26 protein-coding genes are annotated in these 26098 nt (G+C 35.9%); 10 read left to right on the top strand and 16 right to left on the bottom strand.

The genetic code is table 11. The annotated features are described in order from the left end of the window. Positions 1-27: 27 nt before the first annotated feature. The 6 genes from CLV73_RS15325 to CLV73_RS15300 all read left to right on the top strand — a co-directional run bounded on the left by CLV73_RS15325 (position 28) and on the right by CLV73_RS15300 (position 5202). Positions 28-912, top strand: coding sequence for a bifunctional 5,10-methylenetetrahydrofolate dehydrogenase/5,10-methenyltetrahydrofolate cyclohydrolase (locus CLV73_RS15325; RefSeq protein ID WP_100377728.1), 885 nt, complete (start codon positions 28-30; stop codon positions 910-912). 7 nt (positions 913-919) lie between these two features. Next, on the top strand, positions 920-1549 hold the full coding sequence (locus tag CLV73_RS15320) for a 7-carboxy-7-deazaguanine synthase QueE (protein ID WP_100377727.1): 630 nt from the start codon (positions 920-922) through the stop codon (positions 1547-1549). Positions 1550-1585: 36 nt separating this feature from the next. Beyond that, positions 1586-2947 (top strand): exopolysaccharide biosynthesis polyprenyl glycosylphosphotransferase, encoded by a 1362-nt coding sequence (locus CLV73_RS15315; protein ID WP_100377726.1) that lies wholly within the window; start codon positions 1586-1588, stop codon positions 2945-2947. Between the two features lie 92 nt (positions 2948-3039). Next, a complete protein-coding gene (locus CLV73_RS15310; protein WP_100377725.1) occupies positions 3040-3792 on the top strand; it encodes an MlaE family ABC transporter permease in 753 nt (250 codons plus the stop codon). Beyond that, positions 3792-4607: an ABC transporter ATP-binding protein gene (locus tag CLV73_RS15305; RefSeq protein ID WP_100377724.1), complete on the top strand. Its 816-nt coding sequence runs from the start codon at positions 3792-3794 to the stop codon at positions 4605-4607. The genes CLV73_RS15310 and CLV73_RS15305 overlap by 1 nt, the downstream gene beginning before the upstream one ends. Continuing rightward, entirely contained in the window at positions 4591-5202 is a 612-nt protein-coding gene (locus tag CLV73_RS15300; protein ID WP_100377723.1) for an outer membrane beta-barrel protein, read from the top strand. Before CLV73_RS15305 ends, CLV73_RS15300 begins: the two co-directional genes overlap by 17 nt. Positions 5203-5243: 41 nt before the next feature. Here CLV73_RS15300 and CLV73_RS15295 read toward each other — a convergent pair whose 3' ends face one another. Beyond that, entirely contained in the window at positions 5244-5558 is a 315-nt protein-coding gene (locus tag CLV73_RS15295) for a DUF1049 domain-containing protein (protein ID WP_100377722.1), read from the bottom strand. Positions 5559-5656: 98 nt separating this feature from the next. Further along, entirely contained in the window at positions 5657-6463 is an 807-nt protein-coding gene (locus CLV73_RS15290; protein ID WP_100377721.1) for a M48 family metallopeptidase, read from the bottom strand. Between the two features lie 110 nt (positions 6464-6573). On the opposite strand from CLV73_RS15290, the gene CLV73_RS15285 reads away from it, so the two are divergent. Both CLV73_RS15285 and CLV73_RS15280 read left to right on the top strand, forming a co-directional pair. After that, the gene (locus CLV73_RS15285; RefSeq protein ID WP_100377720.1) at positions 6574-7110 is read left to right on the top strand and encodes a DUF4251 domain-containing protein; all 537 of its coding nucleotides are present in this window, start codon (positions 6574-6576) and stop codon (positions 7108-7110) included. A gap of 11 nt (positions 7111-7121) precedes the next feature. After that, positions 7122-7646 (top strand): DUF4251 domain-containing protein, encoded by a 525-nt coding sequence (locus CLV73_RS15280; RefSeq protein WP_100377719.1) that lies wholly within the window; start codon positions 7122-7124, stop codon positions 7644-7646. A gap of 3 nt (positions 7647-7649) precedes the next feature. Here CLV73_RS15280 and meaB read toward each other — a convergent pair whose 3' ends face one another. After that, positions 7650-8630 (bottom strand): methylmalonyl Co-A mutase-associated GTPase MeaB, encoded by a 981-nt coding sequence (meaB, locus tag CLV73_RS15275; RefSeq protein WP_100377718.1) that lies wholly within the window; start codon positions 8628-8630, stop codon positions 7650-7652. A 225-nt stretch (positions 8631-8855) separates the two neighbouring features. On the opposite strand from meaB, the gene CLV73_RS15270 reads away from it, so the two are divergent. Both CLV73_RS15270 and CLV73_RS15265 read left to right on the top strand, forming a co-directional pair. Beyond that, on the top strand, positions 8856-9149 hold the full coding sequence (locus tag CLV73_RS15270; protein ID WP_100377717.1) for a c-type cytochrome: 294 nt from the start codon (positions 8856-8858) through the stop codon (positions 9147-9149). A 23-nt stretch (positions 9150-9172) separates the two neighbouring features. Then, on the top strand, positions 9173-9463 hold the full coding sequence (locus CLV73_RS15265) for a cytochrome C (protein WP_100377716.1): 291 nt from the start codon (positions 9173-9175) through the stop codon (positions 9461-9463). A gap of 14 nt (positions 9464-9477) precedes the next feature. Here CLV73_RS15265 and CLV73_RS15260 read toward each other — a convergent pair whose 3' ends face one another. The 13 genes from CLV73_RS15260 to CLV73_RS15200 form a co-directional block, all read right to left on the bottom strand. Continuing rightward, the gene (locus CLV73_RS15260; protein ID WP_100377715.1) at positions 9478-10470 is read right to left on the bottom strand and encodes an enolase C-terminal domain-like protein; all 993 of its coding nucleotides are present in this window, start codon (positions 10468-10470) and stop codon (positions 9478-9480) included. 8 nt (positions 10471-10478) lie between these two features. Then, positions 10479-11009 carry a tetratricopeptide repeat protein gene (locus tag CLV73_RS15255; protein ID WP_100377714.1) on the bottom strand — a complete coding sequence of 177 codons (531 nt, stop codon included), beginning with the start codon at positions 11007-11009 and terminating at the stop codon, positions 10479-10481. Further along, complete coding sequence (gene prfH / locus CLV73_RS15250) at positions 10996-11694, bottom strand: peptide chain release factor H (protein ID WP_100377713.1); 699 nt, start codon at positions 11692-11694, stop codon at positions 10996-10998. The genes CLV73_RS15255 and prfH overlap by 14 nt, the downstream gene beginning before the upstream one ends. Then, positions 11673-12260, bottom strand: a complete 588-nt coding sequence (locus CLV73_RS15245; protein ID WP_100377712.1) for a hypothetical protein — start codon at positions 12258-12260, stop codon at positions 11673-11675. Before CLV73_RS15245 ends, prfH begins: the two co-directional genes overlap by 22 nt. Before the next feature lie 6 nt (positions 12261-12266). Next, positions 12267-12812 carry a nucleotidyltransferase family protein gene (locus tag CLV73_RS15240; protein WP_100377711.1) on the bottom strand — a complete coding sequence of 182 codons (546 nt, stop codon included), beginning with the start codon at positions 12810-12812 and terminating at the stop codon, positions 12267-12269. Between the two features lie 180 nt (positions 12813-12992). Then, positions 12993-14384 carry an RtcB family protein gene (locus tag CLV73_RS15235; protein ID WP_100377710.1) on the bottom strand — a complete coding sequence of 464 codons (1392 nt, stop codon included), beginning with the start codon at positions 14382-14384 and terminating at the stop codon, positions 12993-12995. A gap of 11 nt (positions 14385-14395) precedes the next feature. Then, the gene (locus tag CLV73_RS15230) at positions 14396-15145 is read right to left on the bottom strand and encodes a hypothetical protein (protein ID WP_100377709.1); all 750 of its coding nucleotides are present in this window, start codon (positions 15143-15145) and stop codon (positions 14396-14398) included. A 602-nt stretch (positions 15146-15747) separates the two neighbouring features. Further along, positions 15748-16242: a hypothetical protein gene (locus CLV73_RS15225; protein ID WP_100377708.1), complete on the bottom strand. Its 495-nt coding sequence runs from the start codon at positions 16240-16242 to the stop codon at positions 15748-15750. A 69-nt stretch (positions 16243-16311) separates the two neighbouring features. Next, complete coding sequence (gene scpA, locus CLV73_RS15220) at positions 16312-18429, bottom strand: methylmalonyl-CoA mutase (RefSeq protein WP_100377707.1); 2118 nt, start codon at positions 18427-18429, stop codon at positions 16312-16314. Positions 18430-18586: 157 nt separating this feature from the next. Continuing rightward, positions 18587-19561: a hypothetical protein gene (locus tag CLV73_RS15215; RefSeq protein ID WP_100377706.1), complete on the bottom strand. Its 975-nt coding sequence runs from the start codon at positions 19559-19561 to the stop codon at positions 18587-18589. A 209-nt stretch (positions 19562-19770) separates the two neighbouring features. Next, on the bottom strand, positions 19771-21819 hold the full coding sequence (locus CLV73_RS15210) for a prolyl oligopeptidase family serine peptidase (protein WP_228424395.1): 2049 nt from the start codon (positions 21817-21819) through the stop codon (positions 19771-19773). 158 nt (positions 21820-21977) lie between these two features. After that, entirely contained in the window at positions 21978-23063 is a 1086-nt protein-coding gene (gene prfA / locus CLV73_RS15205; RefSeq protein WP_100377704.1) for a peptide chain release factor 1, read from the bottom strand. 82 nt (positions 23064-23145) lie between these two features. Next, positions 23146-25986 (bottom strand): alpha-amylase family glycosyl hydrolase, encoded by a 2841-nt coding sequence (locus CLV73_RS15200; RefSeq protein WP_100377891.1) that lies wholly within the window; start codon positions 25984-25986, stop codon positions 23146-23148. Between the last annotated feature and the right edge of the window lie 112 nt (positions 25987-26098).

Here is a 26098-nt window from a genome sequence, read left to right as displayed (position 1 = left end):
AAAGTAAATATCTAATAAAAGTAAAAAATGGCAGAAATTCTTGACGGATTAAAAGTATCCAAAGAAATAAAACAGGAAATCAAGGCTGAAGTTGAAAAAATTGTTGCCGGAAAAAGAAGAGCACCACATTTAGTTGCTATTCTTGTAGGAAACAACGGAGCAAGTAAGGCCTATGTTAACGCTAAAGTGAAAGACTGTGAAGAAGTAGGCTTTCAGTCAAGCTTAGTGAAATTTCCAAGTACAGTTTCTGAATCTGAATTATTGGAAAAAATTGACGAGTTGAACAAATCTAAAGCCGTTGACGGGTTTATCGTTCAGTTGCCTTTGCCGGATCAGATTGATCAGGAGAAAATCATCAATGCCATCGATCCGAGAAAAGATGTGGATGGTTTCCACCCTGAAAACTTCGGGAGAATGGCATTGGAAATGGATACCTTCTTGCCAGCAACTCCATTCGGAATTTTAACTTTACTGGAAAGATATAATATTGAAACAAAAGGTAAAGACTGTGTCATCATCGGAAGAAGTAAAATCGTTGGAAGACCAATGAGTATTCTAATGGGAAGAAAAGATTTCCCAGGAAACTCTACCGTTACCCTTACACACTCTTACACTAAAGATATCGAAGAATATACTAAAAAAGCAGACATCGTAATTACAGCTTTAGGTGATCCCCATTTCTTAAAAGGAGATATGATCAAAGACGGTGCGGTGATTGTTGATGTAGGAATTACAAGAGTAGACGACGATTCTCCAAAAGGATATTATCTGGCAGGTGATGTAGATTTTGACAGCTGTGCGGCAAAAGCAAGCTGGATTACCCCTGTTCCGGGAGGAGTCGGACCCATGACAAGAGCGATGTTGATGAAAAACACCATCATTGCTTACAAAACTTCGGTCTATAACGACTAATTTTAAAATGAATAAAGAAGAAGATATTTTATTAAAAGAAGGTAAAATGCTCCCTGTAATGGAGCATTTTTACACTCTTCAGGGAGAAGGAGCGCACACCGGAAAAGCAGCCTATTTCATCAGATTAGGTGGTTGCGACGTCGGGTGCCACTGGTGTGATGTAAAAGAAAGCTGGGATCCGAATTTACATCCGCTAATGAATGCTAAAGAAATTGCAGAAACTGCAGCAAAACACTGTAAAACAATTGTTTTAACCGGTGGAGAACCTTTAATGTGGAATCTTGATATTTTAACATCTAAATTAAAAGAACTAGGATGCACAATCCATATTGAAACTTCAGGAGCATATCCAATGAGCGGACATATCGACTGGATTACTCTTTCACCAAAGAAAACAGGACTTCCGAAAGAGGAAATTTATGCGAAAGCTCATGAACTTAAAGTAATTGTTTTCAATAATAATGATTTCAAGTTTGCTCAGGAACAAGCTGCAAAAGTCACAGAAAATTGTACTTTATATCTTCAGAGCGAATGGAGCAAGCGTGACGAAATGTATCCGAAAATCACAGACTTCATTCTGGAAAACCCTCAGTGGAGAGCTTCAGTTCAGACCCATAAATACCTGAATATCCCGTAAAATTGATTATCTTAGGCCTTCAGTTATTCTGTAACCATGCAGAGAATAAGATACTCTAGATATTTAAAAACAATAATTATTTTGCTTGACCTTGTGGTTATTGCAAGTGTATTTATACTCTTTTTTGCCGATAGAAATGCAGATTTGATGCAGGATAACGAAGTTTGGTCATTTCCGTTGCTTCTGCTTGTTTCTTACTGGGTTTTACTAAGCGGCAGAACTCAAATCTATAATATCCGGAGAAATATTACTTATACAACCTTTTTAGAAAGGCTCATTACTCATTTCCTCTTGTTCGTTATTGGATTAGTATTGATAAGAAAAGTAAGTAATAATCAGTTTTTTGGTTCGGAGCTTTCATGGCTTTCCCTTTATCTTTTCTTTTCTATACTTCTGACAAGATCTGTTATTTATTTCGTCATCAAATATTTACGTTCTTTAGGAATTAATAACAGAAACATAATGTTTCTCAACGAAAACAGCTCTACCAGAGTTCTTAAAAATATTCTAAAAGAGAGAAAGGATTTCGGTTATAAAATTTTTGAATTTCAAAATGAAGCCATCAATATTGAAGAACTTCAGCTCTTTTGGAAAAAGAATGGTATCCACACCCTCTTTTTACCTTTAGAAACAACTTTTGATAAAAATACAGAAGATAGTATCTTTAAACTGGCAGAAGCGAATAAGGTACATATTTCACTTATTCCCAATATATCACAAAACGACTGGTTTTTATATGACTTGGGTTATATTGAAAACCAGCCTGTTTTGCATCAGTCTTCTTATCCGCTGGATAATTATTTCAATTTTATAGTAAAAAGAATATTTGATATCCTTTTTTCGGTTATTATTTTGGTAGGAATCTGCTCCTGGCTTTTCCCGATTATTGCCATTTTAATTAAAACTACTTCAAAAGGACCTGTTTTTTTTATACAAAGAAGATACGGATTTCACGAAGAAGTGTTTGGCTGCCTTAAATTCCGGACAATGGTTGTAAATGATGATTCCACGACAAAAATTACTGCAGAAAATGATTCCCGGATTACAAGATTCGGAAAGTTTCTAAGGAAAACCAGTCTTGATGAGATGCCACAGTTTTTGAATGTACTGAAAGGTGAAATGTCAGTTGTGGGACCCCGTCCTCACATGTTGGCTGTGGATGATTATTATAAACCTAAAATCGGAAGGTACAGCTTAAGAAGCATGGTTAACCCTGGAATTACAGGTTTGGCACAGGTAAACGGATTAAGAGGCGATTCCGGAGACAGGGAAGTGGAAATGAAAAAAAGAGCTTTGGCAGATGCGTATTACGTTAGGAACTGGAGCTTTGTTTTGGATTTGGTCATTATATTAAAAACAATAATATTGATAATAGCCGGAGATAAAAATGCAAAATAAGGTATATTTAGGTTTAATTTTAACATTAATCTAAGGCTAATCCTGAGCTATAATCTTCATCTAATTAAATAAAAAAAGTCTAATTTAGCAGAATGTTAAAAAAGTTTTTTACAGCAGTAGGAGAATACATTATCCTTCTAGGTAAATCTATCCAGAAACCTCAGAAAATGAAGGTTTTCTGGAAGCTGTTCATGAGAGAGATCAATGATTTGGGAGTCAACTCATTCGGGTTGGTAATCTTTACCTCTATATTTGTCGGAGCGGTAGTTGCCATTCAGATGTTCAACAACTTTGATGCTTCTTCGTTCCCAATTCCCCCTTCATTTGTAGGATATGCAACAAAAGCCGTTTTGGTTCTCGAATTTTCACCTACCATTATCAGTCTTATTCTGGCAGGAAAAGTAGGTTCATACATCGCGTCAAGTATTGGAACCATGAGAGTCTCCGAACAGATAGACGCTTTGGATATTATGGGGGTAAACTCTCCGAACTTTCTTATTTTCCCTAAAATAATCGCCTGTATTATTTTTAATCCCTTATTAATTGCCATCAGTATCGTTTTTGGTATTGGAGGCGGTTACATCGCGGGAGTTTTAACAGGAAACTGGACAACCAATGATTATATTGTAGGTATCCAGATGTATATGCCCAACCTTTTCGTTTACTATGCATTTATAAAAACGATTGTTTTCGCATTCATTATTGCAACAGTACCGTCTTATTTCGGATACAACGTAAAAGGAGGTTCATTGGAAGTAGGTAGAGCAAGTACACAGGCTGTAGTTTGGACAATGGTATTCATTATTCTTTCCGAATTATTATTAACCCAATTAATATTAAGCTGATGATTGAGGTAAAAAATTTAAAGAAAAGTTTTGATGATGTTGAAGTACTTAAAGGAATTTCGACCTCTTTTGATAAAGGAAAAGTAAACTTAATTATTGGGCAGAGCGGATCAGGAAAAACCGTTTTCCTTAAAAGCTTATTGAATGTATATCAACCCACTTCCGGAGAAATTCTTTTTGATGAAAGAGACATCAATGTCATGACCCGTGAAGAGAAACAGCACCTTCGCTCCGAAATAGGAACCGTATTTCAGGGAAGTGCTTTGTTTGACTCCTTAACCGTGGAAGAAAATATCATGTTCCCGCTGGATATGTTTACCAATTTAACATTTCGGGAAAAAAAGAAAAGAGTTTTTGAAGTAATCGGAAGAGTTCATCTTGATAAAGCCAACAAAAAATTCCCTTCCGAAATTTCAGGAGGAATGCAAAAAAGGGTTGCTATTGCAAGAGCCATTGTTAACAATCCTAAATATCTTTTCTGTGATGAGCCCAACTCCGGACTGGATCCTTATACATCAAATGTAATTGATGATCTTCTGCTGGAAATCACAAAGGAATATAATACTACAACGATTATCAATACTCACGATATGAACTCGGTGATGACGATTGGCGAGAAAATTGTATATCTGAGATTAGGAATAAAAGAATGGGAAGGAAACAAGGATATCTTGATTACTGCAGGCAATAAAAATCTGATTGATTTCGTTTATTCATCAGAGCTGTTTAAAGAATTAAGAGAATACTTATTAGAGAATAATAAAACTATTGATAATACAATCACAAAAATAGACGATAATGAAACGAATATTTAGTATCACATTAATAGGGTTTTCTATGCTTGCTTCGGCACAGATCTCTCTTGCGGGTAAAGCTAACTTGATTTTTCCAACAGGTTCTCCTTCTTGGAAAAATATAAAAGGAACGGTAAATGAAGCTATTGATGGTGAAGGAAAAAATAATGTAGGTTTTAACGTTGGTCTTTCATTGAAAGCCAGCCTTCCTGCCTCATTTTTCTTAATGCCGGAATTATACTACACAAATTTTAAAAATGAATTTACAACAGCCAATACCACTTTTGATATCAAAAGCAGCCGTATAGATCTACCCGTTCTTGTAGGACATAAAGTTTTGGGAGATATGTTGGGAGTTTTCGTAGGACCTGTTGCAAGCTATAATTTAAGCAAAGAAGACACTTTCAACGATTTTAAAGAAAATGCAAGAGATAATTTCACTGTAGGTTACCAATTCGGAGCTCAGCTGGAAATTAAAAAATTGATTTTAAATGCCAGATATGAAGGAGCTTTCAGCAAAGATGAAAGAAAGTTCATCAACAATGTATCTGGAGAAGAAATAAGATATGACAACCGTCCCAATTTATTTATGGTGGGAGTTGGATATAAATTCTAAATTCATCGAAAATAACAACTATAAGAAAAATCCTCAGGTCATTAGATCTGAGGATTTTGATTTTGAGAACGGAGTTCGGCTTCTCTTTTTGCCAGTTCAGCTGCCTGCTTTTCCAATTCTTCTTTATCTTTTTGCAATTGCTTGAATTCTTTTCTTTTCTGCTCTGCTTTGATTGCGCTTCCTTTACTTATATATCCGACCGTACCACCTATAATCAAACCGATCCCAATTCCTCCCAAAATCCCCATAATATGAGACATCTGTAAATCATTTACAGTAAAGTTAGGTGATGTTAGATAAAATAAAAATACGGATAACGCTAATAATATAATTCCGGTAATAGATAAGCTTTTCATAGTATTTGTGATTTTATAATGGGTTGAACAATTAAAAAAGTCTTATCAAATTTAATAAAATTCAATAAGACTTTATCAAGATTAAAATTCCATATTAGTTATATTTTTCCACCTGCAGCTTTATAATATTCCAAAGCTTTTGGTAAGTCTTTATTGATATCCGAAATTCTTGTCTCAGGATTCGGGTGGGTAGAAAGGAATTCCGGTTGTCTAGCCCCTGTAGAAGCAGCCTCCATTCTGTTCCAGAAAGGAATCGCCTCTCTTGGATCATATCCAGCCATTCCCATTAAATACAATCCCATTTTATCTGCTTCAGACTCCTGATTTCTTCCATATTTCAATAACGCTACCTGCGAACCAATAGGATAAGCTTTTTCAAAAATACTTGCCCATTGAGCATTAGAAATCGTTCCTCCTAAAATCTGTCCTCCATATTGTGCCACCATCGCCTGAGAAATTCTTTCATTTCCATGCCCCGCTAATGCGTGAGAAACTTCGTGTCCCATTACTACAGCAAGACCATTATCATTTTTGGTAACCGGTAAAATCCCTGTATATACAGCTACTTTTCCACCCGGCATACACCAAGCGTTTAATTCATTACTTTGTAAAAGATTAAATTCCCAGTTATAATTTGCCAGATCTGCACTTCTTCCAATACTAGCATAATATTTTTCTGCAGCAGCCTTAATTCTCGTTCCTACATTTACCACTCTTTTCGCATCTGCCGTACCGGTAATCACTTTAGATTTGCTCAATGTGGTTTTATATTCCTGCGCAGACATCGTCATAATTTCAGAATTATCTGCGATCTGCAATGAAGACCTGCCAGTAATCGGATTTGTAGTACATGCTATAGTCAACAGAGCAATTGCTCCTATTCCTAATAATTGTGTAATTTTCATAGTTTCGAGTGTTAAATAATTCAACCTTTACAATTTCTATTCCAAAAAGTTTTATAAGGAATATATTTGCATACATTTTGCTATTTAAATTTAATAATTATTTTATTATCATGAAAAAGTATATTTCAATTCTTTATATTGTAGGGTTTCTGTTTATTTTTCAAAGCTGCTCTTCTCAGACAGCAATGGATCCCCAAACCGTAACAGCACTCGTTAATTCTCAGGATTTTTCATTTCATGCTGAGCGGGCAAACCCTACCAATTATGATGTCATCAATGTGATGAACTCAATGCCCAATTCTACTTCAACAAGAATCCTGGATCTTACCGGAGGAAACTATTCTCTTGATCTAAAAGGGGATAAGCTAGAAGCGGTTTTACCATATTTCGGAAGGGTTTTTAATCCATCATACGGAAATAATGAAAAAAACAGCTATAGATTCACATCAAAAGATTTTACGGTAAACAAATCTCAGAATAAAAAAGGAACCTGGATTATTAAAATTAAACCAAAAGATGTAAACAATGTAGATGAAATCGTAATGGAAGTCTATAAAAACGGAAAGGCATTCACCTCAATCCGAGGGAATGACAGACAACCGATTTCTTATAACGGATATATTTCTAAAAGGGACAATAATCAATAAAATAATATACCATGAAAAAACAAATTTTAGTTTTCAGCTTTTTTCTGTTAGCGCAAAACTTATTTTGCCAAATAAACAATAAAATTGATGAGCTAATAAATAAAGACTCATTTACGTTTTATGCAGAAAAAGCAATAGCTTCTGGAAAGAAGCAAGATATAAAACTAGCCAACTCTCTAAATTCAGTTTCCAGATCAGTAAGCCTTAATCAAGAATTTTATCTTTTCATACAAAACAAAGATTTATCCGTTGATTTACCTGATTACCAAAATCAAATAGACCAAAGCAAAGGATTTATCTACAATTTTAATTTTAATTCAAAGGATTTTAAAATTTCAAAAAAGAAATCAAAACGTGGGGATTGGATCATTAAAATAAATCCTTTAGACATAGCAACAACACAAAGTGGAGTCATTAAAGAAATTATTATCAATACCAATAAAATAGGAAAGGCAACTACTACAATTTATCTGAATAAAAATAGTCCTGATAACACACGAGTATTTGAAGGCTATATTACAAATAATAAAAGTTAAAAATTAATTTTTAAATAGTTTCTCAACAAATAATTTTGCTTCAGTACTTGGATTAGAAACCATCGCTGAAGCATTTTTTTTATGTTCCAGATAGGCATCTTCTACAGAATTATCCCTCTTCATCATAGCCAGAATATATTCCTGGACCCAATATTCAAACCGTTTTTCAGCCTGATGAATTCTTACTTCTTCAAATCTGCCGGATTTCTTTTTAAGATTAATAAATTCATTGATCTTTTCAAAAACCTCAATTAATCCTTCGTTATTCAGAGCTGAACCCAGCAAAACCGGAATTTTCCAATTCTTTTCTTTAGGAGGAATAAAATCCAATGCTCTTTTTAATTCCAGTTTGGTGTTTTTTGCCTTCTGAAGATTGTCCTGATCCACTTTATTGATGAAAACCACATCCACCATTTCCATAATTCCTCTTTTGATACCCTGAAGCTCATCTCCACCTCCTATTATTTTCAGGAATAAAAAAACATCGGTAATATCTGCAACCAGAACTTCAGACTGTCCAACTCCTACTGTTTCTATCAAAATATAATCATAACCTGCAGCCTCGCAGATCATCATTGTTTCAAAAGTCGTATTCGCAACGCCTCCTAAAAACCCTGAACTTGGAGAAGGACGAATAAAAGCGTTCTCTTCTTTTGCCAGTTCTTCCATCCTGGTTTTATCCCCTAAAATACTTCCTTTATGGATTGCCGAACTGGGATCAATGGCAAGAACCGCCACTTTTTTGCCGTTGGCAATAGCCAATCTTCCGAAATTTTCTATAAACGTTGATTTTCCGGCACCGGGAACACCTGTAATTCCTATCCGGATAGAATTTCCGGTAAAAGGCATGATCTTTTTCAATAATTCTTCCGCCTGAAGCCTGTGTTCAGATTTTTTGCTTTCAACCAAGGTAATAGCTTTTGCAATCAGGCGTTTATTTCCCAATCGTATTCCTTCAACCAGCTCTTCTGTAGAAAATTTCATCGATTCAAAAATAAGGATTAAACAGTGATGGATCAATAGTTAATTTTCTTTACCTTTTAAATTTGATAACGTCTGCATTCAATTCGACAGACAGAGTAATTATAAAGATCATTGACCAAGCCATTATTCCAGCGGATCGTAATTTTTACTTCTTCTAAATTAACAAGCATTTCATTAATCAAAAGTGAAATTAATTACATTTGTTAGTATTCAAAGATAATAAATATGAAAAACATCATTGCTATAGCTTCATTTGCTGCTATTTTATTAGTTTCCTGTACATCAAAAGCACCTGTAGCTACTGCAGCTCCGGCGGTTTCCGCCTCTACTCCGGAACAGATCGCACAAGGGAAAACCATCTTCGAAAACTCATGTGGAAGATGCCACAAATTACCGGATCCAACCTCTCACAATTCAGTTCAATGGGTTGGAATCATGAATTCGATGGCTCCTAAAGCGAAACTTACAGATGAACAGCATCAGTGGGTTTACGACTACATCGTATCTGTGAAAAAATAATTCACATCAAACCAGATATTATTATGAAAAAATTGATTTTAGGTATGATTCTTTGCTCTGCAACGATGATAATATCATGCGGACCGAAAAGTGTAGCCGTAACGGGACCAAAATACACTTCATCTGAACAGTTGGCGCAGGGAAAAACTATCTTTGAAAATTCGTGCAACAGGTGTCACAAATTACCTGACCCCGCAAAACACGATGATCAGGGATGGATAAGAACCTTAAGCAGAATGGCTCCAAAAGCTAAGCTGAGTGACGATCAGCATCAAATGGTTTATGATTATCTAATATCTGTAAATAAAAAATAGGCTTCTTTTGAAGTCTATTTTAATTCTATCCCTAAACCTGGTTTTGGAGATAAAATTATTTTCCCGTTTTCCACAAAGCTTCCACTTGCATAATCGTTGGAAATAAGGTTGGCTCCATCCAGATCTGCATAATCCACCAATCCTGTTAGTACACAACCTGCAGAAATTCCGACAGAGGATTCAGTCATACAGCCTATCATGATTTTATAATGTAATTCACGGGCTTTTCTGATCATTTCCAAAGCAGGAGTTAAACCGCCACATTTCATTAATTTGATATTGACGCTTTTATAGTAAGGAATTAATTCTTCAAGAGCATCTATATTTTGGCAATCTTCATCCGCCATCCAGTTCGCAAAACCTTCTTTCTTTAAAATTCTGTATTGATCAATGGGTTTGGGCTGTTCCAAGTAAGAGAATTTCTTAACCTCAGCATTTTCCTGAAGCCAGATACAGTTTTCATCAGTAAAACTTGCGTTAGAATCCAGAGCTATATCCAGACTTAGCGACAATAGCTTTTCAACATGATCTTTATTTAAACCTTTACATTTCACTTTGAATTTATTCCACTTACTTCTGTTTATTTTTTCAATCTGATGGCCGATTTCTCCAACTGAAATAGTGATTGTGCTTTCAACTAAATTTTCAGCCGTAAGATGATTTAATTCGATGAAACTTTTATTTTCCAATTTTCCGAAAAGATCCCAATAGGCACAATCCAATGCAGACAATAAGAATGGATGGATGTTTAAATTCAATAAAAATTGAAAAAAGTTTTTTGGATGAATAATCTTCTGAGCCTCTATCTGAACTTGCATTTCTTTTAATTTTAAAACAAAATGTTGAAGATTGATTTGATAATAATCGATGGCAACACATTCTCCATATCCTTTACAGTTCTGATAAGATAATTCCACCAGTAATGCTTCCCGTTTATTATAGTTTCCGTAAGCAATTGAAAATGTTTCTTTTAGCTGAAGTTGTTTTAATTCAAACCGTAATTCCATTATTAAATTTACAAAAAAGGAGACTTAATCCGTCTCCTTCTTCTTTTTAATTTTATTTTTTTAGGCATTTTTGACTTGATAAATTTCTTACGATTCTTTACAACATTCAGACTATGCTCTGAAAAACAATATTTTGCAGTTTCATCTAAAAACTTTAGGGCATTCACGAAGCTTCCTCTTTTTTCAGAAAGCAAAGATCTGTAAAACCATAAAGTTGCCTTATCAATTCCCTTGATTTTCAATGAATATTCGATCAGCTTTTCGGCTTCCTGAAAATCTTCATTATCTAAAAGACATTTAATATAATATTGGGGAACATTTAAGTTCGTCACATCACATTGCATGGCTTCTTCAAAATACAGCTTAGCTTTTTCATAATCGGATAGCATTTCACTGTAAATTCTTCCCATCAGGCAAAGGCTGTCCGCATCTTCAGGATCGTAAGACAATGCGTAATTCAATGCTTCAAGGCATTCAGGAAGACTGTATGGATAATTATCCAAAGCTTCGAAGTAATATTTATTTTTAACTAAGGTCATTTTTGTAGTTTTTTAATTCGTTTTTCAGTTGATTTCTCTGTTTTTTAAAAGACTTTTCCTGATAATTCTTTTTAAAATCTGTTCCGGAAAATGTTCTGACAGGATTTCCTCTTTGCACCTGCAAATGATTATTCCACGTTTCCTGCATTCTTTTCTGAAGCTGAATGATATTTTGTTCCAGGACCTTTTCCTTTAGTCTTGCAATCGAAAGTTTCTTGTTCTCCAATTGCGAACGGGAGTCCTGCACGAAAACACTTTGCCCCGTCGGAACGTGAGTCGCACGAACCGCAGTGTTCACCTTATTTACATTTTGTCCGCCACTTCCCTGACTTCTTGTTGTCTGAAACTGAATATCTTTTTCATTAAAATTAATTTCCTCCAAACCTTCCAGCTCAAAGACTCCGATGAACCAGTTGCTTCTTTTATGCAGTTTCCGAAACGTACTTTTGCCTGTCCAGCAAATGCTTCCTAACCATGTCTTTAAAAAAACATTTAAGATTTTTGCTTTTAACAGGATGGTTACGGATTTCAAAGTCAGATTTTCATCACCATTTTCCCGGTGGATGATTTCGTAGTCTATATTATTATTTTTTGCTTCCTCAAGAAAGACCTTCAGAATTTTTGCAACCACCCATTGGCATTCTAAAGGCCCTCTTCCTGAGGTTATTTGTATGAGTTTTTCCATTTTTGTAAAATTTTTAAAATCGCCTCTCTGTTTTTGGCTTCTTTAATAAATGTTGGTAATCTTTCTACCATTCGCATTCTGTAAGGCAATCTCGTCCTTAAATCTGATGAAACATAGTTCTCCATTTCCAGCAAATGTTCCCTATTTCTTGCCCAGAATAATTTTCCTTTAAAATCTTCCTGAAAATAATAGGGACAACCGAAAATCGGATCGTGGATCAAGCCTTCTTCTTTTGCATAAGAATTCAAATGCTTTTCAGTTTTGGGCTGAATTTGAAATGAAGACTCACATTCGTCACACTTTACGTTTATATTCTTTGGCTTTTCCTTTAAATTTCCCTGCTCATGGCGAATCAGATGCGCACAAACCGGACAATTTAGTTTTACAAAAGCTTTGTAAACTACCAGATCAATTCCACTCCTTCGCAAATTACATTTCATGCATTCCAAGGTTGCATTCTTATCATTACATTCGTTTTTCACAACCGCATCTTCTCCGCAATCCGGACAGACTACAAGAATGCTTTCGTGATAACCAAAATATTCCTGTTTATATCTTTTTTTCATCTTTTATTATTTGGGCATTTCACTTAATTTCGGATGACCGAGAGGATTAATTCCCTTTTTCAATAAATCTTTTGCGGCCATTACCGCCCAACATTTATCGCTGGAATGAACGTTTCTGTAAAAAGAAAGCAGAACCTCTGGTTTTACCACTGTAAATCCATTCGTTTTTACAGTTTCTAGATCATTTCTTTCAAAAAAATCAATAGTTATTCTATGAAACTTTTCGTTTTCCAGCTCTATTGTTCTCTCATATCTGCGGAAGTTTTCTTCGCTTGGAAGATGGTCGTATCTGGTCCAGACTTTCTGAAAACCTTCCTGCTGAAGAATCATTACTACTTCAGCAACATTTTCTTTATGTACAAAAACATCAATATCCTTATGATCATGGGCATGTTTGTATTCTGTATGTCCTATTTCAGACATAAAATGCCACGCCCAGCCTCCTGAAATAATGACTTTATCTTTTAATTTTTCTAAAATTTCGAGCCCGTGTTGAATTCTAAATTCCGGCCAGACTTCACCGTATCTTTTTCTATTATGTGGTGCTCCCATTTTGTTAATTTTTTTGTTGATTTAAATTTGTCATTTCGAATGAAACAAAGCGTAGTGACAAATCTGTTTTTAGATTCTTCATTCCACTTCATTCCATTCAGAATGACAGTTATCCTTATAAGTCTAGTAATTATCTCTAGTTAAAACCTATCAACCAACAACTATAACCTATCAACCATTTTACTTATCCATTCTCACAATTCGTGGCTGGAAAGTTCCCAGAATATCGACCAGCTCACTTTGTGCATTCATGACTTCATTGATGTCTTTGTACGCCATTGGTGCTTCTTCAGTATTACCACCCATTAAAGTGACATTCTTGAGTTTTAATTCTTTTTTGATGTCATTTTGAGTGAAAAGACTTCTGCATTCACCTCTTGAATGCGCTCTTCCTGCTCCGTGGGAAGCCGAGTTCAAAGAATCCGGGTTTCCTTTTCCACGAACGATAAAGCCTTTTGCCGTCATGGAACCGGGAATCATTCCCAATTCATTTTCGTTGGCAGGCGTTGCTCCTTTTCGGTGAACAATTACTTCTTTTCCGTTGTGGATTTCTTTCCAGGCAAAATTGTGATGGTTTTCAATTCTGGCTTTCACTCTTCCTCCGACAGCTTTTACCAATCTTCTGTGAATATCGTCGTGACAAGCTGAAGCATAATCCCCTGCCAAATTCATGGCTGTCCAATATTCCAAGCCAAGATGCGTGCTCAGATCAAGCCACGCAAATTGTTGTGCTTCTTTTGGTAACGGACATTGTTCTGTCGCCACTCTCGAATAGTATTGAGCGATTTCCGCTCCCAATCCACGAGATCCACTGTGTGAAAGAATTCCTAAGTATTTCCCTTTTGGAAGCCCGATCTGTTCGTCTTCTTCCGTGATTTCCACTTCTCCGAATTCCACAAAGTGATTTCCGCCACCGGAACTTCCCATTTGCTTGATGGCTTTTCCTTTTAATCTTCTCAAAATCGGAATTAAATCAAACGTATCTCTGTCGAAAATTTCATGATCGACGTGAGATTTATGTGTTTCGTACATTCCGAATTTGGTATGTTCTGCAAGAGCTTTTTCGTATTTATCTCTCGCTCCGTCAAGATATGAAATTGGCGTATCTAAAATACTAAGCGACATTCTACAACCGATATCCATGCCGACTCCGTAAGGAATCACTGCATTTTCTACCGCAAGAACTCCACCGATTGGAAGTCCGTAACCGCTGTGTGCATCGGGCATTAAAGCACCTTGCGTTGAAATTGGTAATTTCAAAGCCGTGTACAGTTGGTTTTTTGCTTCATCCGAAATATTGTTTCCGAAAATATTGAAAGTCGCTCTGTTTGTATTGAGCATTCTTTTTTCTGTTTTCTTGGATGAAAGCAAGGCTTCTGCAATTTGTCCGAAGGTTAAATCATTTTCGAACTGTTGCGGATTTTGCAGGATTTCCTTTAAAAGAGATTTCACATGATGGATATTTTTCGTTGCAAAATTCCTTTTCATTACTTCCAAAGCGATGTTGACACTCTGATTGTTTGGATAGCCTATTTTTAGTATATCTTTTCCTTTAAGTTTTAAATTTCCCATTGTTTTTTATTTTAAAATTTGAAGACATTTCCGTCTTCTGCATTTTCTGCAATCTCTGTTGCAGACATCTTGTAGCGAACGCATTTTCTGCTGTTCAACGGATCACGTTTGTATTTATTCTTCCATGGGTTGGGCCTTCCATATATCTTTTTATGGACAATACCCGCAACTTTATGCTGACCTAAATAAGAATTGAGTTCATCAATTTCTTGCTCTAAATCTGAATGTAAAGGCTTGTAATGAGTAATCATATTCGGTTTTACTCTTAATACAAATCTCCATGGTTCGATAAATTCGTAGTAAATGTTATGTCTCTTTCTGATTGGACAATAATCTTCTCTTCTTAGGAAATATTGCCTCTCTCGGTCTGTTAATCTCAACTTTGGATCATTCCACTGATATGTTGAAAGCCGAGCCAATTTTTGTTCTTTTTCAACATAAATTCTTCGCCCGAATTTTCTTTTCTTTTTTAAGAATTTCCGGGTCTCGGAATACATCTTGGTATTGATTTTATTCAGAATCCCTTCGAAAAAGTTGCCATCCTTGGACCGTTTCACGTCGTCTCTTACGACAAAGAATCTTACAAATCCTTTCTGATAGGGTTTTTCCAAGGGAACTAACGGGATTTCCCTTTTTATTTTCCAAAGTTCTTCACTACGTTTATACTTTTTTCTGATCTGTTTTACTACATCTTCTTTAACTATTCTTTTTCTGCTTCTCAGACTTCTCAATCTGAAAAACATCAGGTTATCTTTTTCCATTAATTTTAGATATTAGAGGTGAAGTATTAAAAGTTAGACTTTACTATTTCACATTAAATCTTCACCAACTAAAATTTTAGTTGTTATTGTCCAAACCTCATAGGTTTTGAAAACCTATGAGGTTTAGTTTAGCGGTAACCTTTCCTAGCCCCGATTGCAGCGGCATCCTTTTTTGTTGCGGCCGCAGCGAAGCGGAGGCCGTAATGAAAAAGATACAGCGGAAAGCGGGATAAAGCTCCTAAAAACTTTATTCGAAAAGATTCTTAAACTTGATAAAAAAAGATTTCGGGGAAACTAATTTGAGTTTGAAATATTGCGCAATAAAAAACCCGAAAATCTTACGACTTCGGGTTTTGATATTTCAATATACTGTTATTCTATGAGTGTACCAAACCACGAAGCCTTGCCTTTGCAAAAGGCAATCCTACTGTTGAATGCAGATTGAATTTGAACATTGCTTCGTTGTTTTTTATTGGTTAAACTTGATTTTCAGATGCAAAGATATGCTAATTTTTGAATAATCAAATTTTTATTTAATATTTTTTGTGGAATTCATAAAAAAAGTCCGGATAACAACTATCCGGACTTAATGCTTTTATAAGTTAATCTTTTGAACCCAGGTCATCCATCGGATCATCCATTCCTTTGATAATGTTGGAATGATAGACCCTTTCCGATCCCAGAAAATAAATATTGTGTCTAGCTTTGGCAATAATTCCGTTGTATTCTTCTTCAGTCATACCATCCGGAATATCTTTCTGGCCCTCCGATTTTTTTCTATAAACTTGCAAAGCTCCATTTCTATTTAAAATAGATTTTGCGGAGATCGCCTGCTCAAGATCATCGGTGTAAACAACTACGTTATTTCTTCCAATACTATGTTTACGATATGCCTCTAACATTTCTGCATCGTGAGCGAAAACATAATCGAAAAAACCTTTTGTCTGCTCATCCTCCTGATAATGATCTAATCCGCTTTCAACATTTGATTTTGAAACAATAATGTTGGCTTCGTCGAAACCATTTTCTCTTAAATCTTTTTTAATTTTCTCCGTATCTACCGTCACAGGAAATACTGAAACTACTGTATAAGCCATAATATTTTGTTTTTGTGGTTATGGTTTACAGTACAAACGTCGTGCAATTTATTCTAAGAAAAAGTTAATTTAACTTAAAAATTTCTCCAAAATATCTACCGCACATTTTGGCAGATTGGTTCCCGGCCCGAAGATAAAATCTGCTCCATTTGCATAGAGGAATTCATAATCCTGTTGCGGAATAACCCCTCCAACAACAATGGTAATATCATCTGCGCCCAGTTTTTTCAACTCTTCCACCACTTGCGGAACTAACGTTTTATGACCAGCAGCCAATGATGAAACTCCCAAAATATGGATATCATTTTCAACGGCCTGTTTTGCCACTTCTTCGGGAGTCTGGAATAACGGTGCCACATCCACGTCAAATCCCATATCTGCAAATGCTGTTGCTACTACTTTGGCTCCCCTGTCGTGACCGTCCTGCCCCATTTTAGCCACCATTAATCTTGGACGGCGGCCTTCTTCTTCTTCAAATTTCTGAGTAAGGCTCAGAGCTTTTTCAAAATATTCGTTCTTACCTGCATTCATGGCATAAACTCCTGAGATTGTTCTGATATTTGCTTTATATCTTCCGAAACTTTCTTCCATGGCATCGCTCATTTCACCAAGGGTTACTCTTCTGCGCGCCGCTTCAATACACAATGCCAAAAGATTCCCTTTGCCTGTTTTTGCAGATTCTCGGATTTCGTTTAAAATCTGTTCAACAGCTTCGGAATTTCTTTCTGCCTTTATTTTATTTAATCTTTCGATCTGCTTTCTGCGAACTTCCGTATTGTCGATATCCAGAATCTCGATTTCATCTTGCTTTAAATCTGATTTGAATGAATTTACGCCAATGATAAATTCTTCTCCACTATCGATTTTTGCCTGCTTTCTTGCCGCCGCTTCCTCAATTCTCATTTTTGGAATCCCTGCTTCGATCGCTTTTGTCATTCCTCCTTCCTGTTCCACCTCATCGATGTATTTCATGGCTTCTTCGATCATCTGCTGAGTAAGGCTTTCCACCAAATTGCTCCCTCCCATCGGATCTACCACATCGCAGATTCCACTTTCCTGCTGCAGGATAATCTGTGTATTTCTTGCGATTTTTGCGGAATAATCTGTCGGAAGTGCGATCGCTTCATCCAAAGCATTGGTGTGAAGAGACTGAGTTCCTCCCAATGCCGAAGACAAGGCTTCAATAGCAGTTCTGGTAATATTGTTGAAAGGTTCTTGCTCTGTTAACGACCAGCCTGAAGTTTGCGAATGAGTTCTTAAAGCTAGAGATTTCGGATTCTTAGGGTTGAATTGCTTTAATAATTCAGCCCAAATATATCTTGCCGCACGCATTTTTGCAATTTCCATGAAGTGGTTCATTCCGATAGCCCAGAAAAAGGATAATCTTGGCGCGAAATCATCGACATTCATTCCTGCTTTTATTCCTGTTCTTACATATTCCAAACCGTCTGCAAGCGTGTAAGCCATTTCCAAAACCGGTGTTGCGCCAGCTTCCTGCATATGGTAACCTGAAATGGAGATTGAGTTGAATTTCGGGATATTCTGAGAAGTATATTCAAAAATATCTGCAATGATCTTCATAGAAGGCGCAGGGGGATAAATGTAAGTATTTCTTACCATGAATTCCTTCAAAATATCATTCTGAATGGTTCCTGAAAGCAATTCCTGAGAAACTCCCTGTTCTTCTGCAGCTACGATATAGAATGATAAAATTGGTAAAACCGCACCATTCATCGTCATGGAAACGGAAATCTGATCTAATGGAATTTCATTAAACAAAATCTTCATATCCTCCACAGAATCAATTGCCACTCCAGCTTTTCCAACGTCACCAACTACTCTCGCATGATCTGAGTCATACCCTCTGTGAGTTGCCAAATCGAAAGCTACGGAAAGACCTTTTTGTCCTGCCGCTAAGTTTCTTCTGTAGAAAGCATTGGATTCTTCTGCAGTTGAAAATCCTGCATATTGACGAATCGTCCACGGTTTCTGAACATACATGGTGGAATACGGACCTCTTAAATAGGGGGCAATTCCCGGAGAAGTTTCTGTTAATTCTTTATTTTTAACGTCTTCTGCTTTATAGGAAGATTTTAACTGCAATCCATCTTTTTCAAATGGATAGATTTCCGATTTTTTTTCGGTTATATTAAATTGAGGAGTTTTATTTTGAACTTCTCTTCTCATACTTTCAGATTTATTACCGGCTAAAATTACGGATTTTTGAGGGAATAGTTATATAGAAAAATATGAGTGTAGATTTCTGACCTAATAAGCTTTACAACAACATTGAAGAACAGCCTTATTCTAAAAATAGTTTTTAAAGCGGACTTAGATAGCAACTCTATCTTCCATTATCCTTGATTTGACTAAAAGTAACCACTCTCATTTTGTCTATATCCTTAATATAGGCATCAATGGAAAAGCATATTATTTTTCCATTATTTTCATACATATACCAAGTGGTTTCGCTACCATATGGATTAAAGACAACAATTCCTTCCCAGTTTTCCCATTCCCCAAATGATTTATTGTGTTTTAGATTGCCATTTATAACCCTATTTACAAGTCTCAGTGATGTAGTATTTTCTTTAGCCTCAAAAGTTAATATAAGTTTATCGGCATTATTATTTTCTGAAACATATGTTTTTTGATATTGCTTGGAGGGATCTTCAGTATTATCTATTCTTTTTAGGCTATTTCTTCTTTCATTAAGTACAGCATTTTTCAGCAATTTCTCCATTTTTTCATTTTCAAATTTCACATACTCTTTTATAGAGGGAAATCCAACATGAATATTTTCTAAGATTCTAAATGACATTAAGTTTCCTGATTTCGAGTAAATCAAACTAATATCAACAATCACCAAACTGCTATCTTGGCTATTGGAAACCAAAACCTTTGCCGGAACAAACATTTCTTGGTTTATACTACTTTTATCAATTGAAATTCTGCTCTCTTCTATTAAAATTTCTTTCACCAACGAATGCTTCCAGTCAATTTTAATTTTTTTGTCCTCAACGGTAAATATCTTTTTGTAATTAAGAAAATTTCTAATGATATTATCACTATACATTGCGTTATTGAATTTGTATTCCGAGCTATCAGACATTCTCTTATATCGTAATGTATCACCATTTTTCAAATAATCTTCCAATAATTGCTTATAGCTTTGGTGCTTTTTAAAAAAGGAAATTAAATTATCTTCTTTTAAATAGTTAGTGATTTCTTTTATATCATTTTCTACAGTATGCTTATTTTGAGAAAAGGATTTAGCATTCACTAAAAAAGTGAGAATTAAACAAATAAAATATTTCATAGACACTACTGATCGTATAAATTATGATTAAATGAAGCCATTTCTTACTATACTTCAAAAAACAGTTTTTATTTGAGTTAAAATTAGTCCAAAATCTTATATGTTCTATCATTTTTAGCAAACTTAATATTTCATACAAAAAAGCGAAATTGCAAACTGCAAAATCGCTTTTTATTTTGATACTTATTAACTTTTGTAATTCTTATAAATTACTTCCTTAATGTTTTAATTCCCATTTCATATAACGCGAAAGAAATCAAATCAGCATTTTCACCAATAACCTGTTCTGTGGAACGACCTGCTCCATGTCCTGCATTTTTTTCAATTCTTAATAAAATAGGATTTTTACACGCTTGCTTTTCCTGTAACTCTGCCCCGAATTTAAAAGAATGAGCCGGAACTACTCTATCGTCATGATCACTTGTAATAATCATTGTTGATGGATAGCAAGTTCCTGCTTTTACATTGTGAACAGGAGAGTATGATTTTAGGTATTCAAACATTTCCTTACTGTCCTCCGCTGTTCCGTAATCGTAAGACCATCCTGCTCCTGCAGTGAATTTATTGTATCTCAACATATCTAAAACTCCAACTCCGGGGAAAGCTACTCTTGCCAGATCCGGACGCATAGTCATGGTTGCTCCGACTAACAAACCTCCGTTTGATCTTCCGGAAAGTGCCATAAATTCTTTTGAAGTATAACCTTTAGCCTGTAAATATTCTCCCGCCGCAATGAAGTCTTCAAAAACATTTTTCTTTTGCTGTTTCGTTCCCGCATCATGCCATTTTTTACCATATTCTCCACCGCCACGAATATTCGGTACGGCATAAATTCCTCCGTTTTCCATCCAGATGGCATTCACTACAGAGAAAGCAGGCTGTAAGCTGATATTGAAACCTCCGTAAGAATAAAGAATCGTTGGATTTTTACCGTCAAGCTTTGTCCCTTTTTTATAATTAATCATCATTGGAATTTTTGTTCCGTCTTTTGAGGTATAGAAAACCTGCTCGGACACATAATCATCCGGATTGAATTTTACTTTTGGTTTATAATAAATTTTAGACACTCCTGTATCTGCGTTAAATTTATAGGTTGTTCCCGGAGTGATGTAGTTACTAAATGAAAAATACAGTTCTTTTTCTTCTTTTTTGCCTCCGAAACCTCCAACATTTCCCTTACCCGGCAAAGCAATTTCTCTGATCAGCTTTCCTGTTTTATCAAACTGTTTTACCTGATCAATCGCATCAATCATATACGTAGCAAAGAAATATCCTCCTCCTGTAGAAATTCCTAATACATTTTCTGTTTGCGGGATAACATCTTTCCAGGTTTCCGGCGAAGGGTTTTGAATGGTTGTTTTCACCAGGCGCATATTTGGAGCGTCTTTATCCGTGAAAATATATAGATCATCACCATCCGTATCTACAATGCTTACATTGAAATCAAATCCTTTATTGATCTGCACAAAATCACCTCCTTTTTTCAGGTCCTTGATGTACAATTCATTTCCATTCGTCGCATTAGCAGCGGAAATAATCAAATATCTCTGATCCTCAGAAACTCCTGCACCTAAATATCTTCTTGGTGTTTTATCTCCTCCGAAAATTAATTGATCTTCCGATTGTTTTGTTCCTAATTTATGGAAATACACTTTGTGCTTATCCGTCATTCCTGAAAGTACAGTCCCTTCTTTCGGTTTGTCGTAGCTTGAATAGTAAAAGCCTTCGTCTCCCTGCCATGAAATTCCACTGAATTTTACATCCACCAATGTTTCATCAATCTGCTTTTTCGTAATGGCATCGATGATAATGATTTTGTTCCAGTCACTTCCTCCTTCTGAGATTGAATAAGCTGCCAAGTTTCCTTTTTTATTAAATGATACCTGAGAAAGTGATGTTGTTCCACTTTTAGAAAATTTATTAGGATCTAAAAAAACCGTCGCAACCTTTGACTTAACTTTAGAAGTCCTGTATAAAACAGACTGTGCCTGTAGACCATCGTTCTTATAATAATAGATATAATCTCCCTCCATAAAAGGTGCGGAAACCTTTTCGTAGTTCCAGATATCTCTCAGCTGTTTCTTAATTTCGTTTCTGAAAGGAATTTTTGAAAGATAATCCTGACTGTGCACTACTTCTTCATCCACCCATTTTTTTGTCGCTTCAGAATCGTTTTCCAAATCTCTGAAAGGGTCTGCTACTGCTGTTCCGAAATATGTATCTGTTTGATTTCCTTTTAATGCTTTTGGATAAATCATTTTTTGAGAATAAAAAGTTGCTGAGAATAAAACTCCAGCCGTTAGTAAAATAGGTTTAAAATTCATTGTGAAGGTTTTCTCAAAAATACGGAATGTGTTTTAAATAAAAAAAGCCTCCGATAACTCAGAAGCTTTTAGATATATTTTTAAAAGAAAGATTAATAATTTTCCTCTTCTCCTTTCATTTTTTCAGCATTTTCAGCCATGATTACCGCATCAATCATTTCAGAAATATCCCCGTTCATGTAGGCATCAAGGTTGTACATGGATTTGTTGATTCTGTGATCGGTAACTCTTCCCTGCGGATAGTTATACGTTTTAATCTTTGCTGAACGGTCACCTGTAGAAACCATTGATTTACGCTGTGCAGCAATATCTCCCTGTACTTTTTGCAATTCAATGTCGTATAATTTGGTACGAAGCATTTCCATTGCCAATTCACGGTTGGCCAACTGAGAACGAGCCTGCTGACAAACAACCACCAATCCTGAAGGTTTATGCGTCAACTGAACTTTAGTTTCAACCTTGTTTACGTTCTGACCTCCTGCTCCTCCCGAACGTGAAGTCTGCATTTCAATATCAGCCGGATTCAGTTCAAAGTCTACTTCTTCTGCTTCAGGTAAAACCGCTACCGTAATGGCCGAAGTATGAACTCTTCCCTGAGATTCTGTTTCCGGAACACGCTGTACACGATGAACGCCGGATTCGAATTTCATAATTCCATATACGCCTTCTCCTTCCACTTTCATGATCAATTCTTTGTAGCCTTTTGCTGCTTCATTAGAATCGGTTACTTCATGTCTCCATCCTTTTGTTTTAAAATACATGGTATACATTCTGTAAACATCTTCTACGAAAATAGCAGCTTCATCACCTCCGGTTCCGGCACGAAGTTCCACAATTACGTTTTTATCATCTGCAGGATCTTTAGGAATCAGCAATACTTTAAGTTCTTCTTCAATGCCTGGAATTTTTTCCTGAGCCTCAAGCTTTTCCATTTTTGCCAGATCTACCAAATCTCTGTCTGATCCGTCTGCAATGATTTCATCAGATTCTTCAATGGTATCCAAAGCCGCTTTATATTGATCGTAAACTTTTACAATTTTCCCCAAATCACTATATTCTTTGTTTAAAGAAGAATATCTTTTCTGGTCTGAAATAACATCAGGCTGAATAATAAGGTCCGCAACCTCATTGTATCTTTGTTTTATAGCTTCCAGTTTCGGAATTAAACTTTTAGACATAGTGAAAATTTAGTTTGCAAAGATACGGAATTGATAACGAACAAAAAAAGCCCATTTTCATGAGCTTTGGATTTATATATTTTTATTTGATAATCATTTTCTGAATGGCAACTCCTGTTTCCGATTTCAACTGAACAAGGTATGTTCCTGCCGAATAATCCGTTGGGACTTCATAAGTTCCACTTTCATTGTTAAGTTTAAAAGAATCCACCTTTTTTCCGGACAGGTCATAGATCGTGATCTCACCATTTTTCGCTTTACTATAAATGAATTTAGCAACACCTTTTTTCACCGGATTATCAGCAACCTGAAGAGACAACCTGTTTTCGGATTTTACTTCTGAAGTTGATAGAGTTCCATCCGTACTTCCAAGAATTTTGAATTCTCCAGGTTGTAATGTAATCGGGGCCGTTGTTGAAGTTACATTCAGAACAGTATTATCCATAAGATTTTTCCATTGTCCGGTATATGGAAAATAGGGAACTACATTTTTTGCCGTAATTCCGTAGTTGGCAAGAACCACAATATTTTTCAGCTCTGTTCCCGTCAATGTTGTATCATACACGTAAATTCTTGTAATCAGTCCGTCAGGATCGTTTGTCAGGTTGTTTGATTCTACCGTATAGGTTTTTGATTTGAAAACAGGATTGGCATTTCTGATGTTAATAATCTGTGCCCAGGTATTATACACTGCTTTTCTGTTGGTATCAGTATCATATCCCAAAGTAAAAGCAACCGGTTTTTCATCGGTACGGCAATTGGTATTGATCGTTCCGTCGGTACATCTGTTGATACTAAAACCATATCCCAATTCTCCGAACTGCCATATCATTTTAGGTCCGGGAATCGTAAAGAATGTTGCACCAAAAGTCTTCATTCTGTCCAATGCCGTATTGAGGTTTTTCACATCATATGCTCCGTTTGCAGCTCCATAAGCAAGGCTTTTAAACATCAGTCTTTCTTCATCATGACTTTCGCCATATCCCACCGCTCTCATATTGGTAAAACCATGAAGTTCATGATCCATCCGGTCAAAATTACTGTTTGATACATAGCCCATCGTATTTTGATTATAAGGCTCTGTCTGTTTATTCCAAAGCATTACGCCTTTTCCTTCAGCAATCCTGTAGTTTGCCCATTGCTGCTCTTCTGCATCTGTTCCCAAATGCTCAAAAATCATATAGGAATTCGGATCAATATTCCATTGTTTATCAGCATAATATTTCAGTATATCGACTCTATCCTGTTGGTAAGCATTGGTACAGACTTCATCATTTGCTGTACAGTTTTGGGTAAACCCTTTGGTAAGATCCCAACGGAATCCATCGATATGATATTCCGTTAACCACTGTTGCAGACATCTTTCAACGTAATATTTAGTCCAAGAGCTTGAGTGGTTGAAATCATTAAATACATTGTATGAATGTTTCGGAACGGTATTAAAGTAGGGATTGTTTGCGGCTACATCTCCATAACCGTCTCCATCAGGATCTACATTCCAGAGTCTGACTAAAGGAGAGCGTCCTGTTGCATGATTAAAAGCAATATCTAAAATCACCGCAATTCCGTTCTGGTGACACAAATCTACAAATTCCTTAAATTTTTCCGGTGTTCCGTAAGCTTTATCTAAAGCATAGTGGAAGGAGGTATTGTAACCCCAGGAAAGATTTCCTTCAAATTCCATAACCGGAAGAAGTTCGATGGCGTTGATCTTCAAATCTTTTAAATAATTGATCTTATTGATCAGTGATTGCCAGTTTTTTTCCTGGGTAAAGTCTCTTAGCAATAATTCATAGACCACTAAATTTTCTTTGCTTGGTCTTGTAAAGTTGGTGATCTGCCAATTGTAATGAGTTTGTCCTGTTTTAAACAGAGAAACTTCAAAACCCTGTCCTGCAGGAAAAGCCGGAAGATTGGGATAAGTAGTTGATGAGATCGAAGGATCATCATAAGAAGATAAAATCTGGGGAGAGTAAGGATCTGCTACTTTTTTCAAATCATTGGTTCTGTATTGAAAAGTATATAACTGCTGAGGAGTAAGCCCATTCAACTCGTACCAGTAAAGATCCGGATTTGTGGTATCTCTTTTCATCAGATAGGTATCATTAACACTCCAGTTATTAAAGCTTCCGATCAGATGAACAAAGTTTTTGTAGGGCGCATACAAGGCAAAACCTACACGGGTAGGATCAGCCGGATCGTAATTAATTCCCTGTTTGATCCAGCTTGGAATGGGTTGAGAGATTACATTTCTCGGAACCTGTAAAATGAATGTAGCATTTTTAGAACCGGAACCCTGAGTAGCAATTAATTCCATATCTGCATCTTGTGTCACCGTATAGTTGTAAGAGTATGAGCTTGATGGCGTAGAAGTGGAATTTACAACCACTCCATTTGCTTTTAGCTGAAAGGTTGCATTGACATTTGTATTGGCGGTGATATTGATTGAATTTCCTACCGGAACGGATGTTAAGCTATTCACAGCAGGATTGGTAAGCGTTAAGTTTAAAACTCCAACATTTACCAGGATATCAGGAGAGGTTTGATGCGCTCCGGTTTTATCTTTTAATAAGAACCCCAATCTTCCAATTCCTGTTCTGTTGTAAAATGCTGTCGGAGTAAAGGTTAAAGAGTAAGTATCTGTTCCAGCATTATAATTTAATTTATTCAAATCGTTCGAATTATTCCAACTTCCGTTGGTAGGACAATCCTGGCTATTTTGATAATTGGTGTCTAAAGACCATGACCAAATATAGATCGCATTGTTAGTAACTCCCCAAGCGGTTTCATCAATCTGGTTGCCGGGAACCGTTAAAGTGATCGCATCTGTCTCATTAAATGGACTTGGGTTAATCGTATAACTTATTTGTCCAAAAACAAAAGCTACAAAAAGCATCATGATTCCGGAATATAATTTTCTCATATGATTTAGTTTTTTCATATTAATAAATACTAAAGTAATTCATTTTCCAGAATTATTGTTTTTTTAATATAAAATTTTAGACTTTATGCGATTTAAAAGTTATGAATTGATG

The sequence above is a fragment of the Chryseobacterium geocarposphaerae genome, assembly GCF_002797535.1.
Lineage (GTDB): Bacteria > Bacteroidota > Bacteroidia > Flavobacteriales > Weeksellaceae > Chryseobacterium > Chryseobacterium geocarposphaerae.
The sequence above is the reverse complement of the archived record's forward strand: the minus strand, read 5'-3'. Positions and strand labels throughout refer to the sequence as shown.

What these genes read in the sequence shown, in the direction of transcription:
- CLV73_RS15270 (WP_100377717.1), top strand. Translation starts at nt 8,856, where the DNA reads ATGAAAAACATCATTGCTATAGCTTCATTTGCTGCTATTTTATTAGTT.
- CLV73_RS15285 (WP_100377720.1), top strand. Translation starts at nt 6,574, where the DNA reads ATGAAAAAGTATATTTCAATTCTTTATATTGTAGGGTTTCTGTTTATT.
- meaB (WP_100377718.1), bottom strand. Translation starts at nt 8,630, where the DNA reads ATGAAATTTTCTACAGAAGAGCTGGTTGAAGGAATACGATTGGGAAAT.
- prfH (WP_100377713.1), bottom strand. Translation starts at nt 11,694, where the DNA reads ATGGAAAAACTCATACAAATAACCTCAGGAAGAGGGCCTTTAGAATGC.
- CLV73_RS15245 (WP_100377712.1), bottom strand. Translation starts at nt 12,260, where the DNA reads ATGAAAAAAAGATATAAACAGGAATATTTTGGTTATCACGAAAGCATT.
- CLV73_RS15260 (WP_100377715.1), bottom strand. Translation starts at nt 10,470, where the DNA reads ATGGAATTACGGTTTGAATTAAAACAACTTCAGCTAAAAGAAACATTT.
- CLV73_RS15280 (WP_100377719.1), top strand. Translation starts at nt 7,122, where the DNA reads ATGAAAAAACAAATTTTAGTTTTCAGCTTTTTTCTGTTAGCGCAAAAC.
- CLV73_RS15255 (WP_100377714.1), bottom strand. Translation starts at nt 11,009, where the DNA reads ATGACCTTAGTTAAAAATAAATATTACTTCGAAGCTTTGGATAATTAT.
- CLV73_RS15210 (WP_228424395.1), bottom strand. Translation starts at nt 21,819, where the DNA reads ATGATTTATCCAAAAGCATTAAAAGGAAATCAAACAGATACATATTTC.
- CLV73_RS15215 (WP_100377706.1), bottom strand. Translation starts at nt 19,561, where the DNA reads ATGAAATATTTTATTTGTTTAATTCTCACTTTTTTAGTGAATGCTAAA.
- CLV73_RS15200 (WP_100377891.1), bottom strand. Translation starts at nt 25,986, where the DNA reads ATGAGAAAATTATATTCCGGAATCATGATGCTTTTTGTAGCTTTTGTT.
- prfA (WP_100377704.1), bottom strand. Translation starts at nt 23,063, where the DNA reads ATGTCTAAAAGTTTAATTCCGAAACTGGAAGCTATAAAACAAAGATAC.
- CLV73_RS15305 (WP_100377724.1), top strand. Translation starts at nt 3,792, where the DNA reads ATGATTGAGGTAAAAAATTTAAAGAAAAGTTTTGATGATGTTGAAGTA.
- CLV73_RS15315 (WP_100377726.1), top strand. Translation starts at nt 1,586, where the DNA reads ATGCAGAGAATAAGATACTCTAGATATTTAAAAACAATAATTATTTTG.
- CLV73_RS15265 (WP_100377716.1), top strand. Translation starts at nt 9,173, where the DNA reads ATGAAAAAATTGATTTTAGGTATGATTCTTTGCTCTGCAACGATGATA.
- CLV73_RS15310 (WP_100377725.1), top strand. Translation starts at nt 3,040, where the DNA reads ATGTTAAAAAAGTTTTTTACAGCAGTAGGAGAATACATTATCCTTCTA.
- CLV73_RS15235 (WP_100377710.1), bottom strand. Translation starts at nt 14,384, where the DNA reads ATGGGAAATTTAAAACTTAAAGGAAAAGATATACTAAAAATAGGCTAT.
- CLV73_RS15240 (WP_100377711.1), bottom strand. Translation starts at nt 12,812, where the DNA reads ATGGGAGCACCACATAATAGAAAAAGATACGGTGAAGTCTGGCCGGAA.
- CLV73_RS15290 (WP_100377721.1), bottom strand. Translation starts at nt 6,463, where the DNA reads ATGAAAATTACACAATTATTAGGAATAGGAGCAATTGCTCTGTTGACT.
- scpA (WP_100377707.1), bottom strand. Translation starts at nt 18,429, where the DNA reads ATGAGAAGAGAAGTTCAAAATAAAACTCCTCAATTTAATATAACCGAA.
- CLV73_RS15300 (WP_100377723.1), top strand. Translation starts at nt 4,591, where the DNA reads ATGAAACGAATATTTAGTATCACATTAATAGGGTTTTCTATGCTTGCT.
- CLV73_RS15230 (WP_100377709.1), bottom strand. Translation starts at nt 15,145, where the DNA reads ATGGAAAAAGATAACCTGATGTTTTTCAGATTGAGAAGTCTGAGAAGC.
- CLV73_RS15295 (WP_100377722.1), bottom strand. Translation starts at nt 5,558, where the DNA reads ATGAAAAGCTTATCTATTACCGGAATTATATTATTAGCGTTATCCGTA.
- CLV73_RS15325 (WP_100377728.1), top strand. Translation starts at nt 28, where the DNA reads ATGGCAGAAATTCTTGACGGATTAAAAGTATCCAAAGAAATAAAACAG.
- CLV73_RS15320 (WP_100377727.1), top strand. Translation starts at nt 920, where the DNA reads ATGAATAAAGAAGAAGATATTTTATTAAAAGAAGGTAAAATGCTCCCT.
- CLV73_RS15225 (WP_100377708.1), bottom strand. Translation starts at nt 16,242, where the DNA reads ATGGCTTATACAGTAGTTTCAGTATTTCCTGTGACGGTAGATACGGAG.